Annotated in this window: 16 protein-coding genes; 10 read left to right on the top strand and 6 right to left on the bottom strand. The window is 66.7% G+C overall.

Features of this window, described 5'->3' with window-relative positions:
- Nucleotides 1-3 precede the first annotated feature (3 nt).
- Nucleotides 4-3,435 (top strand): efflux RND transporter permease subunit, encoded by a 3,432-nt coding sequence (locus LZA78_RS14420; RefSeq protein WP_233677623.1) that lies wholly within the window; start codon nucleotides 4-6, stop codon nucleotides 3,433-3,435.
- A gap of 3 nt (nucleotides 3,436-3,438) precedes the next feature.
- Here LZA78_RS14420 and LZA78_RS14415 read toward each other — a convergent pair whose 3' ends face one another.
- Nucleotides 3,439-4,227, bottom strand: coding sequence for a protein-disulfide reductase DsbD domain-containing protein (locus tag LZA78_RS14415; protein ID WP_233677622.1), 789 nt, complete (start codon nucleotides 4,225-4,227; stop codon nucleotides 3,439-3,441).
- Between the two features lie 146 nt (nucleotides 4,228-4,373).
- On the opposite strand from LZA78_RS14415, the gene LZA78_RS14410 reads away from it, so the two are divergent.
- Nucleotides 4,374-4,934, top strand: coding sequence for a YqgE/AlgH family protein (locus tag LZA78_RS14410; protein WP_233677621.1), 561 nt, complete (start codon nucleotides 4,374-4,376; stop codon nucleotides 4,932-4,934).
- On the opposite strand, the gene LZA78_RS14405 is transcribed toward LZA78_RS14410, so the two are convergent.
- Nucleotides 4,935-5,897 carry an L-threonylcarbamoyladenylate synthase gene (locus LZA78_RS14405; RefSeq protein WP_233677620.1) on the bottom strand — a complete coding sequence of 321 codons (963 nt, stop codon included), beginning with the start codon at nucleotides 5,895-5,897 and terminating at the stop codon, nucleotides 4,935-4,937. It abuts the gene before it with no gap.
- A gap of 123 nt (nucleotides 5,898-6,020) precedes the next feature.
- Here LZA78_RS14405 and LZA78_RS14400 point away from each other — a divergent pair, with 123 nt between their 5' ends.
- From LZA78_RS14400 to LZA78_RS14380, 5 genes are read left to right on the top strand one after another with little or no spacing between them, the layout of a single operon-like run.
- Nucleotides 6,021-7,712 carry an acyl-CoA dehydrogenase family protein gene (locus LZA78_RS14400; RefSeq protein WP_233677619.1) on the top strand — a complete coding sequence of 564 codons (1,692 nt, stop codon included), beginning with the start codon at nucleotides 6,021-6,023 and terminating at the stop codon, nucleotides 7,710-7,712.
- Nucleotides 7,709-8,755, top strand: coding sequence for an MBL fold metallo-hydrolase (locus LZA78_RS14395; RefSeq protein ID WP_233677618.1), 1,047 nt, complete (start codon nucleotides 7,709-7,711; stop codon nucleotides 8,753-8,755). The genes LZA78_RS14400 and LZA78_RS14395 overlap by 4 nt, the downstream gene beginning before the upstream one ends.
- Nucleotides 8,752-9,240 (top strand): DUF6173 family protein, encoded by a 489-nt coding sequence (locus LZA78_RS14390; RefSeq protein WP_233677617.1) that lies wholly within the window; start codon nucleotides 8,752-8,754, stop codon nucleotides 9,238-9,240. Before LZA78_RS14395 ends, LZA78_RS14390 begins: the two co-directional genes overlap by 4 nt.
- Nucleotides 9,241-9,295: 55 nt before the next feature.
- On the top strand, nucleotides 9,296-9,430 hold the full coding sequence (locus tag LZA78_RS14385) for an aa3-type cytochrome c oxidase subunit IV (protein WP_233677616.1): 135 nt from the start codon (nucleotides 9,296-9,298) through the stop codon (nucleotides 9,428-9,430).
- A gap of 37 nt (nucleotides 9,431-9,467) precedes the next feature.
- Nucleotides 9,468-10,100 carry a hypothetical protein gene (locus LZA78_RS14380; RefSeq protein ID WP_233677615.1) on the top strand — a complete coding sequence of 211 codons (633 nt, stop codon included), beginning with the start codon at nucleotides 9,468-9,470 and terminating at the stop codon, nucleotides 10,098-10,100.
- A 3-nt stretch (nucleotides 10,101-10,103) separates the two neighbouring features.
- Here the strand turns inward: LZA78_RS14380 and LZA78_RS14375 are convergent, their stop codons facing one another.
- Together LZA78_RS14375 and LZA78_RS14370 are read right to left on the bottom strand one after the other, a co-directional pair.
- On the bottom strand, nucleotides 10,104-10,433 hold the full coding sequence (locus LZA78_RS14375) for an AzlD domain-containing protein (protein ID WP_233677614.1): 330 nt from the start codon (nucleotides 10,431-10,433) through the stop codon (nucleotides 10,104-10,106).
- Nucleotides 10,433-11,149: an AzlC family ABC transporter permease gene (locus LZA78_RS14370; RefSeq protein ID WP_233677613.1), complete on the bottom strand. Its 717-nt coding sequence runs from the start codon at nucleotides 11,147-11,149 to the stop codon at nucleotides 10,433-10,435. The genes LZA78_RS14375 and LZA78_RS14370 overlap by 1 nt, the downstream gene beginning before the upstream one ends.
- A gap of 112 nt (nucleotides 11,150-11,261) precedes the next feature.
- Here LZA78_RS14370 and mobA point away from each other — a divergent pair, with 112 nt between their 5' ends.
- Complete coding sequence (gene mobA, locus LZA78_RS14365; protein WP_233677707.1) at nucleotides 11,262-11,837, top strand: molybdenum cofactor guanylyltransferase MobA; 576 nt, start codon at nucleotides 11,262-11,264, stop codon at nucleotides 11,835-11,837.
- The gene (locus LZA78_RS14360; RefSeq protein ID WP_233677612.1) at nucleotides 11,834-12,418 is read left to right on the top strand and encodes a GNAT family N-acetyltransferase; all 585 of its coding nucleotides are present in this window, start codon (nucleotides 11,834-11,836) and stop codon (nucleotides 12,416-12,418) included. Before mobA ends, LZA78_RS14360 begins: the two co-directional genes overlap by 4 nt.
- A 3-nt stretch (nucleotides 12,419-12,421) precedes the next feature.
- Here LZA78_RS14360 and LZA78_RS14355 read toward each other — a convergent pair whose 3' ends face one another.
- Together LZA78_RS14355 and greA are read right to left on the bottom strand one after the other, a co-directional pair.
- A complete protein-coding gene (locus tag LZA78_RS14355) occupies nucleotides 12,422-13,459 on the bottom strand; it encodes a hypothetical protein (protein WP_233677611.1) in 1,038 nt (345 codons plus the stop codon).
- A 27-nt stretch (nucleotides 13,460-13,486) separates the two neighbouring features.
- A complete protein-coding gene (greA, locus tag LZA78_RS14350; RefSeq protein ID WP_233677610.1) occupies nucleotides 13,487-13,957 on the bottom strand; it encodes a transcription elongation factor GreA in 471 nt (156 codons plus the stop codon).
- Nucleotides 13,958-14,186: 229 nt separating this feature from the next.
- On the opposite strand from greA, the gene LZA78_RS14345 reads away from it, so the two are divergent.
- A partial coding sequence (locus tag LZA78_RS14345) for an FAD-dependent oxidoreductase (RefSeq protein ID WP_233677706.1) occupies nucleotides 14,187-14,312 on the top strand: 126 nt, incomplete at its 3' end.

The following is a 14,312-nucleotide window of genomic DNA, read 5'->3' as shown; positions in this document are numbered from 1 at the left end:
GGCATGAGCGCGCCCGAGACCCAAACCGATCTGGGCGCCGAGGCGAATGCCGCCGCCCTTGCGGCCGCCGAAGCCTCGGGCAATTTCGTGCGCCCGGGCGATGAGCTGCCGCCCCCGCGCGGGATCATCGGCCTGTTTACCCGGCACCGGACGCTGGCCAATATCGTGCTTGTGGTGCTGTTGTGCCTTGGCGTCGCGGTCATGCCGAAGATGCGCGCGCAGTTCTTCCCGGACTCCGTTGTCGAGGAAATCGACGTGCGCGTCACATGGGAGGGCGCCGGCGCCGAGGATGTGGACCGCGCCATCGTGCAGGTGCTCGAACCCTCGCTGATCGCGGTCGAGGGGGTCGAGGCCTCGGAAAGCCGCGCGACCGAGGGCTCGGCCCGGATCACGCTGGAATTCGAACCCGGCTGGGACATGGGGCGCGCCGTCAACGATGTCGAGCAGGCGATCACCGCCGCGAGCGACCTGCCCGAGGCCGCCGAGGAACCCGAGGTCACCCGCGGCGTCTGGCGCGACACGGTGACCGATATCGCCATCACCGGCCCGCTCTCGCCCGAGCAACTCGGGCGGCTGGCCGATGAGCTGGTCGTGCGGCTCTATGCCGAGGGGGTGACGCGCACCACCGTGCAGGGCATCGCCGCGCCGCAGACTGTCGTCGAGGTGCCGACCACGGCGATGATGAAATACGATGTCACGCTGTCGCAGATCGTGGCGGTGATCGCGGCCGAGGCCGCCACCAGCCCGGCGGGTGACGTGGCGGGGGGCGCGGCCCGCGTGCGCACCGGCGAAGAGCGCCGCGACGCGCGCGAGATCGCGGGCCTCGTGCTGCGCTCGAACGCCGATGGCTCGCAGCTGACCGTGGGCGATGTGGCGCTGGTGCGGGTCGAGGGCGCCAACCGTGCGCGGGCCTATTACGTGGGCGACCAGCCCGCCATGACGATCAATGTCTCGCGTTCGGCGCAGGGCGATGCCATCGCCTTGCAGCACAAGGTGGAAAAGGTCATCGCGACGATGGAGCCGACGCTGCCCGCCGGCACCTCGATTGATCTGATGCGCACCCGCTCCGAGGCGATCACGCAGCGGCTTGAACTGCTGGTGGGCAATGGCGTGATGGGGCTTGGCCTCGTGCTGCTCTTGCTCTTCTTGTTCCTCAACGCGCGCACAGCCTTTTGGGTGGCGATGGGCATTCCCACCTCGATGGCGGCGGCGCTGGCGGTCATGTATGTCTCGGGCATGACGATCAACATGATCTCGCTGTTCGCGCTGATCCTGACCTTGGGCATCGTCGTCGATGACGCCATCGTCGTGGGCGAACACGCCGATTTCCGCGCCCGCGAACTGGGCGAGCATCCGGTTCTGGCCGCCGAGCAGGGCGCGCGAAGGATGGCCGCGCCGGTCTTTGCCTCGACGCTGACCACGATCATCGCCTTCGCCGGGCTGATCATCATCGGCGGGCAGATGGGGACGATGATCCTTGATATCCCCTACACGGTCATCGCGGTGCTATCGGCCTCGTTGATCGAATGCTTTCTGATCCTGCCCAATCACATGGCCCAAGCGCTTAGCCACACGGCCGAGGGCAAGTGGTATGACTGGCCCTCGCGTCAGGTGAACAAGGGGCTGGAATGGGTGCGGGTGCGCCTGATGCGGCCGATGACGCGGTTCGTCTTGGGGGCGCGCTACCCGGTGATCGCGGCGGCAGTTGCGCTTCTGGCGTGGCAGGTATCGTTCCTGATCTCGGGCAAGGTGCAGTGGCGCTTCTTCAACCCGCCCGAGCAATCGACGGTGACGGGGTCTTTCGCGATGCTCTCGGGCGCCTCGCGCGACGATACGCTGGCGATGATGCGCAACCTTCAGGCGGGGGTCGAGAAGGTTGGTCGCGAATACGAGGCCGAGTTCGGCACCAACCCGGTCGAGCATGCACTGGCGCAAATCGGGGGCGCCTCGGGGCGGGCGCTGGCCTCGGCAGACAGCAAGGACGAGGATCTGCTGGGCTCGATTTCCGTCGAGCTGATCGACAGCGACTACCGGCCCTATTCCAGTTCGGATTTCATCGCGCGGCTTCAGGAAGAGACCGCGCGGCATACGCTGCTTGAGGAGCTTAGCTTCCGCGGCTACCGCATGGGGCCGTCGTCTGACGGGTTGTCGGTGCAATTCACCGGGGCCGAAAGCCGCGAATTGAAGGCCGCCGCCGAGGATCTGAAAGCCGCGCTTACGCCCTTTCCCGAGGTGTCCGCGCTTGAGGACAACCTGGCCTATGACAAGGAAGAGCTGATCCTTGACCTGACGCCGCAGGGTGTGGCGCTTGGCTTCGATATCGACGCGCTCTCGCGCGAATTGCGCGCGCGGTTGAACGGTACCGAGGCGGCAAGCTATCCCGATGGCGTGCGTTCGGCCACGATCCGGGTCGAGATGCCCGACGAGGAACTGGCCGCCGATTTCGTCGAGCGGATGCAGATGCGCACCCCCTCGGGCGGGTGGGTGCCGCTGTCGGATATCGTCCGGGTCCGCTCGGAAACCGGGTTCTCGACCATCCGGCGCGAGAACGGCTTGCGACTGGTCGCCGTGACCGGCGATATCTCGGAAGACAACCCCGAGCGCGCCAATGAAATCACCCGCCAGCTCGAAGAGGAAATCCTGCCCCGCATCGCCGAAGAGCGTGGCGTGGTCTGGCAGCTCTCGGGCGCGGCCGAGGAAGAGCGCGATTTCATGGCCGATGCGGTGCTCGGCCTCGTGATGTGCCTGATCGGTATTTACATCGTGCTGGCCTGGATCTTTGCCAGCTGGACGCGGCCCGTGGTGGTGATGTCGGTCATCCCCTTCGGCCTCGTAGGTGCGATCTGGGGCCATTACATCTGGGATCTGCCGATGTCGATGTTCGCCGTGGTGGGCGCGATCGGCATGTCGGGGATCATCATCAACGATGCGATCGTGCTGATCTCGACGGTGGATGAATACGCGGTCAAGCGCGGTCTTGTGCCCGCCATCGTCGATGCGGTCGCTGACCGGCTGCGCCCGGTGATGCTGACCACGCTGACGACAGTCCTTGGCCTCGCGCCGCTGCTTTACGAGCAGTCGAGCCAGGCACTGTTCCTGAAATCCACCGTGATCACGCTGGTTTACGGGCTTGGTTTTGGCATGGTCATCGTGCTGATCGTCGTGCCCGCAACGCTCGCGGTGCAGCTGGATGTCTCGCGCCAGATCCGCGCCATGCGGCATGGCGCGCGCGTGCCGCGGCTGCGCGGGGTGCTGTGGGGGGCGAGCGGCGCCGTCGCATTGGGTTTCGCGCTGACGCTTGGGCGCGCGCTTTATTCGGGCGATGGCGTGGCCGCGGCGTTCGCGGCCTTTGTTGGGCTGAGCGCGGCGGTGGTCATCGCAACCGGGCTGATCGCGCCGCGCCTGCTGCGCGGACGCATTCGCGGGGCGGGCTAGGGCTCAGTTCGGGCAGCCGTTGATTTCCAGCGCGCCGCGTTCGGACAGAACCGTGATGCGCAGATCGTTTTGATCCAGCGCGAAGGGCTTGGCGTTCTCGGGCACGAACTCGGCCATGGCGATCAGCGTATCGCCGTCGCGCTGCGCCACCGCATCCGACACCCACATCGGGGTCGAGCGCAGTTCAAGGAAGGCGTCGCGCGCCTGATCGGCGGGCAGGTCGATCCGTGCGGTCACGCGCATGCCGTCGGCGATCGGCTCGACCGTGCAGCGTGCGCCGCCCTCGATCGGGCGGGGCTGTGCGGTCATCGCGGCGCGGATCGTCTCATTGGGGGCGCCGGGGCCTTGCAGATCCTTCGACACCTCAAGCGAGACCGGCACGCAGACGTCGTGGCAGATTCCAAGCTCAAGATCCGCCGACAGCGCCACGGGCTGCGACGGGTCGGCGGGGGTGATCTCAAGCGGCAGGATCAGCTCATCGTGATACCCAACCGAGCGCAGGCCGTTCTGGTCGAACACCTCGGGCGCGGGCCAGTGCATCTCAACTGCGGCGACATTGCGTGAATCGGTGAAGTTGAAGCTGGGCGGGATGCCGGCATCGCCGGGGCTGCGCCAGTAGGTCTTCCACCCCTGATCGAGCGCGATGCGTAGTGCGGCGATCCGCTCGCCCGAGGGGGTCTGCCAGCCGTCGATCACCTCGATCACCTCCATTCCGGGCGGAAGGGGGGCTTCCTGCGCCAAGGCGGGCGCAGCGATCATCAGGCACAGGGGCAGGGCAGCGAGTCTGGTCATGAATTGGGCATACTTCCGCCTACGCCGCAGGCAAAGTCACAAACGCGACAGCTTTTCGCGAGGTGCAGGGCTGCAACAGGGCGGGGGCTTGATCTGCGGGCCGCGCGGGCACAGGTTTAGAGAGAGCACGACCACGGGAGGTTGCGATGGATCTGACCGGCAAACTTCTGATCGCGATGCCCGGCATGGGCGATCCGCGGTTTGAGCACTCCGTGGTGACGGTCTGCGCCCATACGCCCGAAGGCGCGATGGGGCTGATCGTCAACAAGCCGCTGCCCAAGCCCGCGCTGAGCGACCTGTTCGAACAGCTGGGTATTCCGGTCACCGCCTCGGACCGGCCTGAGCGCGCGCCGATCCTGTTCGGAGGCCCGGTCGAGACCGGGCGCGGCTTCGTTCTGCATTCGCCCGAATGGCAGGGCCGAAGCGAGGCGATGAAGGTCAGCGATGATTTGTCGATGAGCGCCACGCGCGACATCCTTGAGGATATCGCCGCGGGCGTCGGCCCGGACCGGGCGCTGCTGGCGCTTGGCTATGCGGGCTGGGGGCCGGGGCAGCTTGAAAGCGAGATCCTCGATAATGGCTGGTTGATCACCGAGGGCGACGTCGATATCGCGCTTGGCCCCGATCACGCGACGAAATGGACCCGCGCGCTGGCCAATATGGGGATCGACCCGCGCACGCTTTCGGCGGCCGCAGGGCACGCCTGATCAGGGACGCGGTGCCGCCGCACGGCGCAACCTGTCATTGATGGCGCGGCCAAGATCACGCTCGGGGATCGGCGCGACGGCGATAGAGCGCGCATTGCGCGCCTGCGCCAGCGCATCGGCCGCTCGCAGCGCCGCGAACAGGCCCGCCGCCGCCTCGACCAGATCGCCCTTGGGCGAAAGGTTGATATCCGCCTTGGCGCAGTCCGGGCCAAAGCCGATCCAGACCTCGCCCGCGTCCGGGGCCTCGGCCATCAGCCGCACGGGCGCGCCCGGGGCGTAATGAGATGTGAGTTGCCCCGGCGCATTGGGCTTGGCCGCGTCGCCGCCCGTCGGCAGCGGTTGACCAAGGGCTGCCTCCAGCGCCTCGACCGGCACGCCGCCGGGGCGCAGAAGCATCGGCGGATCAAGCGACAGGATCGTCGATTCCAGCCCCACCGCACAGGCCCCGCCATCGACCACGCCCGCGATGCGGCCGCTCAGCCCCTCGATCACGTGATCGGCGGTCGTCGGGCTGACCTTGCCCGAGGGGTTGGCCGAGGGTGCGGCCAACGGCCCGCCGAAAGCCTCAAGCAGGGCGCGGGCCACCGGATGGGCAGGCAGGCGGATCGCCACGGTCTCAAGCCCCGCCGTCACCAGATCGGAAATCCCGGCCTCGGGGCGCAGCGGCAGAACCATGGTCAGTGGACCGGGCCAGAACCGCGCCGCCAACGCACGCGCGCGATCATCGAACACGGCGATCTTCTCGGCGGCGTCCAGCGTGGGCAGATGCACGATCAGCGGGTTGAACCGGGGTCGCCCCTTGGCCGCATAAATCCCCGCCACCGCCGCGCCTGAGCGTGCATCGCCGCCAAGCCCGTAGACCGTCTCGGTCGGGAAGGCGACCAGCTCGCCCGCCGCCAGAAGCGCCGCCGCGCGGGCGAGGCCCTCGGCATCGGGTGCGAGACGTTGGGTTATCTTGTTCATCGTGACTTCGTGACGCTGCGTTCGTGGTTGAAGGGGGCTGACCTTGCGGTAACTTGGCCCTCGTGATTTCAGGACATACGCGCGCCCGTCCGCTTTGCCAAGCTGCGCGCAAGGGAGAAGCAAATGCCTTACCGTTCGCCCGTTTCCGAACTGCGGTTCATCCTCGACAAGGTGGTGCCGCTTGCCCCCGTGGCCGAGACCGAGATGTTTGCCGAGGCGACGGGCGAGACGGTCGAGGCGATCCTGACCGAGGCCGGGCGCCTGTGCGACGAGGTGATGGCCCCCCTGCTGCGCAACGGCGATCTGCACCCGGCCCGGCTGGAAAACGGCGTTGTGCGGTCTTCGCCCGGTTTCAAGGAGGCTTATGGCCAGATTGCCGAGGGCGGCTGGGTCGCGATCTCGGGGCCGCAGGAATTTGGCGGCATGGGACTGCCGATGACCATGACGGTCGCCGTCAACGACATGATGTCGGGCGCGAACCTTGCGCTGCAACTCAACCCGCTGCTGACGCAGGGCCAGATCGAGGCGCTCGAACATCACGCCTCGGACGAGATCAAGGAACTTTACCTGCCCAAGCTGATCTCGGGCGAGTGGTCGGGCACCATGAACCTGACCGAACCGCAGGCCGGCTCGGACGTGGGGGCGCTGCGCTCGAAGGCCGAGCCGATGGGCGATGGCACCTATGCGGTGACCGGGCAGAAGATCTTCATCTCCTGGGGCGATTCGGATGTGACGGCGAACGTGTGCCACCTGGTTCTGGCGCGTCTGCCCGACGCGGCGCCCGGCACCAAGGGCATCAGCCTTTTCATGGTGCCGAAATACATCCCCGATTCCAACGGCAACCCGGGCGTCGCGAACAGCCTCAAGGTCGTGTCGCTTGAGCACAAGATGGGCCTGCACGGCTCGCCCACCTGCGTCATGAGCTTCGAGGGCGCGACCGGCTGGATCGTCGGCGAACCCGGCAAGGGCATGGCCGCCATGTTCACCATGATGAACAACGCGCGTCTGAACGTGGGCGTGCAGGGCATCGGCGTGGCCGAGGCCGCCTATCAGAAGGCGCTGGAATATGCGCAGGATCGGGTGCAGTTCGCCCCGATCATCCAGCACGCCGACGTGCGCCGGATGCTGGCCGAGATGAAGGCCGAGGTCTTCGCCGCCCGCACCATCGCTATGGCCTGTGCGGTCGCGCTCGACATGTCCCGCGCCACCGGCGAGGCCGATTGGGAGGCGCGAGCCGCCCTCTTGACCCCGATCGCCAAGGCCTATGGCACCGATGTTGGCATGTGGGTGGCCGAGCAGGGCGTGCAGGTGCATGGCGGCATGGGCTTCATCGAGGAAACCGGCGCCGCGCAATTCTACCGCGATGTCCGCGTCACCGCGATCTACGAGGGTACCAACGGTATTCAGGCCATGGACCTTGTCGGTCGCAAGATGATGGACGAGGGCCGCGCCGCCTTCCGCCTGCTGCAAGAGATCGAGGACGAGGCCCGCGCCGCGCGCGAGGCTCTGCCCGATCTGGCCGAGGACCTGTGGCAGGCAACCGAATCGCTGCGCGAGCATACCGAATGGATGCTGGGTCAGGGCACGCAGGATCGTTTCGCCGGTGCCGTCCCCTACCTGCGCGCCTTCGCCCGTGTTCTGGGCGCGCATTACCACCTGCGCGCGGCGCTGGCCGAGGGCGAGGGCTCGGGCCGCGCCAAGCTGGCGGCGGTCTATATCCGCCGGTTGCTGCCGCAATACGCCGCCGCGCTGGCCGAGGCCAAGGAAGGTGCCGAAGGGCTTTACGCGCTGAGCGTGGAAGACCTGAGCGCATGAGCGGCGCAGCCGAGCGGGGCGGCCTGCGGTATCCGTGGGCCGAGCCGCCAGCCTTTGGCGAAGCCATCGAAGTCGCGCCCGGAGTTCTCTGGGCGCGTTTGCCGTTGCCGATGGCGCTCGATCACGTCAACTGTTTCGCGCTGGATGATGGCGATGGCTGGACGCTGGTCGATCCGGGGATCGACACGCCGAAATGCCGCGCGGCATTGCAGGAGCTGATCGACGGCCCGATGGCGGGCAAGCCGGTGACGCGGGTGTTGGTGACGCACTACCACCCCGACCATATCGGCCTTGCGGGGTGGCTGCAGTCGCGCGAGGCGGAACTATGGACCACCCGCACCTCGTGGCTTTTCGCGCGGATGCTGACGCTTGATGCGCAACCAGTGCCGGTGGCCGAGACACTGACCTACTGGAAGCGCGCGGGCATGGACCCCGATCTGCACGCGCGCCGCGCGGCCGAGCGCCCCTTCAACTTCGCCGATTGCGTCCATCCGCTGCCGCTTGGCTTCCATCGGATTAAAGAGGGCGACCGGCTGCGCGCGGGCGGGCGCGAATGGCTCGTGCGGATCGGCGAGGGGCATGCCCCCGATCACGCCACGCTCTGGTCGCTTGACGACGATCTGGTGATCGGCGGCGATCAACTCTTGCCCTCAATCTCGGCCAATCTTGGCGTTTACGCGACCGAGCCGATGGCCGATCCGGTGGGCGACTGGATGGAAAGCTGCCGCCGCTTCCAGCCGCTGGCCGAGGCGCGCCACCTTGTCCTGCCCGGCCACAAGCTGCCCTTCACCGGCCTGCCGCTGCGGCTGCGCCAGATGATCGAGAACCACGAGGGCGCGCTGAACCGTCTGCGCGCGCTTCTGGCCGAGGGTCCGCGCCCGGCGTCGGCCTGTTTTCCGGCGCTCTTCAAGCGCCCCATTGGCGAACCGGAATATGGCCTTGCGCTGGTCGAGGCCATGGCGCATCTCAATCACCTCTTGCACCTCGGGCAGGTCCGCCGCACCCTTGGGCCGGACGATACCTGGCTCTGGAGTCTTGCATGACCCATCGCGATCCGCCCGTAATCCGCACCACCGCCGAGGCGCATGAGGAAAGTGCGCTGCCCTGCGCCAAGGTCGTGCATACCAGCGCGGATGCCGCTCCCACGCCCGAATCTCTACCCCTGCCGCCCGGCATCGCGGCCGAGCCGTTCGAGGACAAAAGCCCCGCGCAATGGGCCTACGAACGGTTGGTCCTGTATATCCAGAACTTCGAAAGCCAGTTGCAGTCGGACGAAGAGGTCGCCCTTGGCCTGACCGGCGGTGAGGCGGGCGTGTTGCAGATCGAGGGGATCGGCTATTTCGCCCCCGATATCCTGACCTTCTATGGCCGTGACGAAGGCGGCGCGCGCACGCAACTGATCCAGCATGTCAGCCAGCTCAATGTCATGCTCGTGGCCATTCCTAAGGCCGAGGAAGAAGAGCAGCCGCGCCGCATCGGTTTTCACCTGGCACGCAGCATCTCGGGCGAGGCCGATCAACAGGCGTGACAGCGCCCGCAAGCTCGGTTAGCGTGCCCGACAGGGAGAACGTAGGGAGACACCCATGGCTGAACACAAGCCGGGCACGATGGATATCCGTGCCCAAGAAAAGACATTCACCGGATTTATCAAGTTCACGACCTATAGTGCGGTTGCGATCATTGTATTTCTGGTGTTTCTCGCTCTTGCAGGCGGCTGACTGAGCAGCCGCGGAAAGAGTTGAGGAGGTCAGGCAGATGCGCCGACTGATCATCTGCCTGTTGCTTCCGCTGTTTCTTGCGGCTTGCGCCGGCGATTCCGTCTGGGCCCCGGATGAGGACGTGCGCCGCGCGGCCTTCGTGACCGGAGAGCCGCCTTCCGTCACGCTTTACACGGTTATCGGGGCGACCTCGGGGTCGGGCGGGCATTCCGCGCTGATGATCGACGGCCACCAACGCATCATGTTCGACCCGGCAGGCAGCTGGTATCACCCTTGGGTGCCCGAGCGGAACGATGTGCACTATGGCATCACCGAGCGGATGCGGAAATTTTACATCGACTACCACGCGCGCGAGACTTGGGACGTGCGCGAGCAGAAGCTGTTCATCACCATGGAGCAGGCCGAGGCGCTGACGGCGCGCGCGCAGGGTTATGGCGCCGTGGGCAAGATGATGTGCTCGAACTCGGTCAGCGCCGTGCTGACGGGTGTGCAGGGCTTCGAAGGGCTGCCGCGCACTTTCTCGCCGATCAAGCTGGCCAACGCTTTCGCGAAATACCCGCTGGCGCTCGACAAGCTGCATCACGACGGCGATCCCGATAACAACTCGGGTGTGCTGATGATCCAGCAAAAAGAGGCGCTTCAGCCGATCCCGGGGCGCCCGAACCTTTAAGGTTCAGCCGATCAGCCACAGGCAGAGGTAAAGCGCCCCGAGCCCGCCGAGGATGGCGGCCAGGGTGTTGCGCGTGACGATCCCCATCAGAACCGTCGCACCCGCCGCAATCAAGCGGGCCGGGTCGATCTCGCCCTGCGTCGCGCTTGGCCAGAGCACAAGCGGCGCGACAAGGCCCGGCAGAACCGCGACCGGCGTGTAACGCAGGTAGCGCAGCGCCCATTCCGGCAGCGCGCGGTTGCCGATCAGGCCAAGGAACGAATAGCGCAGGAAGAAGGTGCCGATCCCCAGCACCACGATGATCAGCCAGATCTCGGCCTTCGAGTAATCCATCACGCGGCCCTCTTGCGGTTCAGCCACAGCTCGACCTGCGCGCCGGTGGCCATCGCGGCGCCCGCCGCGATCAAGAGCCCCAGCCCCGAGGGCATCCAGGCGAGCGCCAGCGCCACGCCCACCGAGACGCCCGCCGCAGCCACATGCGGGATGCTGCGTAGCGCCGGGGACAGCATGGCAAGGAAGGTGATCGGCGCCGCGAAATCCAGCGCGAATTCGGGCGGAATGGCCTTGCCGATCACCGCGCCGACCCAGGTCGAAACATACCATTGCGGGCAAAGTGGCGTGCAGACGCCGGCGTAATAGGCCATCTTTTGGCCAAGTGACTGCTTGGGCCGTGCCTCGTAATCCTGGATCGACATGACATAGACCTGATCCACCATGAAATAGGAAATCAGCGACTTCTGCCAACCCGGGGCCGCGCCCAGATGCGGTGCGAGAGAAGCCGAATACATCGCCATGCGCAGGTTAACCGCGAGCGAAGTCAGCAGCACCATGATCACCGAAGCATGGTCGCTCATCAGTTGCACGGCGGTGAATTGCGAGGCGCCCGCGATGACAAGGATCGAGAAGCCCATGACCTCGGCCAGGTCGAGGCCTGCCTCGGTCCCGGCCACGCCGAAGAGCAGGCCGAAGGGCACGATCACCAGAATGAAGGGCAATCCGTGGCGGAAACCGCGCCAGTAGGCAGGGGCGAGTCTGGGTGTATCAGTCATCTTCGGGGCTTGTCTGAGGGGCGTCCTTGCGCCAGTCATAGGCACTAGGGAAGAGAAAAGCCAAGTCCGGCATTGTAACCCGATCAATCGCGCGGGCTGCGTCAGGGGGGCACTGGTGATCGCAGGTCTGATCCTTGCCGGTGGGCAGGGCCGCCGCATGGGGGGGGCTGACAAGGCGCTGCTGTCGCTGGCGGGGCGGCCTCTGATCGCCCATGTCGCGGCGCGGCTGGCGCCGCAGGTGGGTGGCATTGCGATCTCGGCCAATGGCGATGCGGGGCGCTTCGCGGATCTTGCGTGCCCGGTGCTGCCCGACGCCCCCGGTCATAGGGGCGAGGGGCCTTTGGCGGGCATTCTGGCCGGTCTGGAATGGGCCGAGGCTCAGGGCGCCGATCTGTTGGCAACCGCCTCCTGCGACACGCCGTTTCTGCCTGCCGATCTTGTCGCGCGGCTTGTCGCGGCGGGTGCACCGGCCATGGCGGCGTCGCACGGGCGCCAGCATCCGACAGCGGCGCTATGGCCCGTGTCGCACCGCGCCGCACTGGCAGAACTGTTCGCTTCGGGCGAGCGGCGGATGCGCGTGGCGCTAGCCGGGGCGGCCGAGGTCGCCTTTGACGCGCTGCCCGACCCCTTCGCCAATATCAACACCCCCGACGACCTCTCCGAGGCCGAGGCAAGGATGCGCGCATGAGCGTGATGATCCATTTCGGCCTTGCCCCCGATCAGCGCCCGCAGGCCGCGGTGCTTTACTGGCAGGCCTTCGGGGCAAAGCTTGGCCGCGTGATGGGGCCGCGCGCCAAGGCGCTGGAGTTCATCGAGCGCGTCATCTCGGATGACCATGTGCTGACGGCGCTGGATGGCGAGGGCAACCTGATCGGGGTGATCGGTTACCGCACGCGCTCGGGGTCTTTCGTGGGGGGCGACAAGGGCGATCTGCGTGCGGTCTATGGCCGGTTCGGCGCGCTCTGGCGCGGGCTGTGCCTGGCGATCCTGTCGCGGGACGAGGACGCCCGCGCGATGATCGTCGATGGGCTGGCGGTGACCACGAAATGGCGCGGCGGCGGGATCGGCGCGGCACTGGTCGAGGCGCTGTGCGACGAGGCCAAGCGGCGCGGTTTCCGCGAGGTGCGCCTTGATGTCGTGGGTGAGAACCTGCGCGCCCGCGCGCTTTACGAGCGGCTGGGCTTCACCGTCGCCACGCGCCGCCACAGCCGCCTCACGGCGCTAATCTTCGATTTCGAGACCGCTTTCGTGATGGTGCGCAAGCTTTAGGCGTCAGTCGAAAGTGCCGGTGACGCGGCCAAGTAGCATGAAGGCGCGAGTGGTGCGGGTCTCGGCCATCTCGGCGACTTCCTGATCGCTGGCGTTCTTCTCGAACTCGGTCAGGGTGCGGTCGAACTGGCGCAGGAAATGGTGTGCGGCATCGCGAAAGATCGTGTCATTGCGCATCCGCCCCGCCGTCAGCGCCAGCGACGAGCGATCGCGCACCCCCGCCAGCGCCGCCATCTCGCGCCCCCGCTCGCCCCGCGCGAAGCGGCGCCACAGCTCGGGGCGGGCACGGTCGGGGCGCAGGTCGTCCATGTAGATACCGTCCTGCGCCAGCAGGTTCAGCACGTCCTGCGCCGCGCGGATCAGCTTGGCCATGGTGCGGTCTTCCAGCGCCCGGCGCAGCGCGCGAAAGCCCTCGCGGTCCTCGGCATTGTCGGGGAAATTCAGCGCCCGGATGAAATCGGCGACCGAGACCGGCTCGGCCAGGGCATCGGCGGGCGTGCCAAGCGCCAGCGCGGGCTGATCCTCGCCGGGTGCCGCCTGCCGCGGGGCCGAAAGCGCGGCCTTGCGGTCTGCCGAGGGTTGTGTCGACAAAGAATCGCGGCGCGAGGTGAAGGTGACGATCGCGGTTTCCGCCTGACGCGCCGCCGCAGCGATCTCGTCGAGTTTCTTCTCCACGATCTGCCCCGAGCGCGCGTGGCTCTGGTTGATCCAGGCCGAGCGCATCGCCTCGACCGAGGATTTCAGCGCCTGAGCCTCGGCGCGCATCTCGCGCGCTGTGCGGGCGGTGACGGCCGCGACCCAAATCATCACGATGGGTAGCACCGCCGCGACCAGCGACATGATCGCGGAAAGGGCCGTAATACCGCCCTCGGGCGCGGGCATCAGCGCCCAGAACCCGCCCACCAGCGTCAGCCACAGCAGGCTGAGCGCAATCGCCACCCCTTCCGAGCGGCCAAAGCGCGCCTCGGGCTGCAAACGACTGAGGACGCCGCTCAGGGCGGCGTCATCGGGCTGGTTCGGATCGGGTTTGGCCTCGCTCATTGCGGGGCACCTTTCAGCTCGGCTCGGTCAGACGAAACGGACCGAGAGGATTTCGTAGGACTTGTCGCCGCCCGGCGTGCGGACCTCGACGCTGTCGCCCTCGTCCTTGCCGATCAGGGCGCGGGCAAGGGGAGATTTGATGTTCAGCAGGCCGCGCTCAAGATCCGCCTCGGCCTCGCCGACGATCTGGTAGGTGCGCTCTTCGTCGCTGTCCTCATCGACCAGGGTCACCGTGGCGCCGAACTTGACCGAGCCCGACAGGCGCGCGGTGTCGATCACCTCGGCGCGGCCGAGGATCGACTCAAGCTCCTTGATGCGGCCCTCGACGAAGCTCTGCTTTTCGCGCGCCGCATGATATTCGGCGTTCTCCGACAGGTCGCCATGCGCGCGCGCTTCGGCAATCGCCTTGATCACGGCGGGTCGCTCCACCGATTTCAGGCCCTTGAGTTCTTCGTCGAGCACATCGTACCCGGCGCGCGTCATCGGTATCTTTTCCATGGAAGCCCTTGGTCTGGCCTTTTTCTATCACCCACCGAGTGTAAATCCGCTCGGCGGGGCGGGTGTCAAGGGTTCGGCTGCGAATTTGGCGCACCAATCCCTGCTCTGGAATGCTGCAAAGGCGAAAGAATATTGCGCAAAGTCGCTGCGTCACAATTGCTTCGTTCCCTCAGGTAAGCTACTCACGGGGCCGAGAGCACGCGAAAGGCCAGCCTTAAGGAGCGCATTGATGACTGAGATCGTCCGCGAGTCGATGGAATATGATGTTGTGATTGTTGGTGGCGGGCCTGCGGGTCTGTCTGCGGCGATCCGTCTCAAGCAGATCGACCCGGATCTGAACGTCGTTGTGCTGGAG

Source organism: Rhodobacter flavimaris (assembly GCF_021378075.1).
In the GTDB taxonomy this organism is placed as follows: Bacteria; Pseudomonadota; Alphaproteobacteria; order Rhodobacterales; family Rhodobacteraceae; genus Rhodobacter; species Rhodobacter flavimaris.
This window is presented reverse-complemented; position numbering and strand designations above follow the sequence as displayed.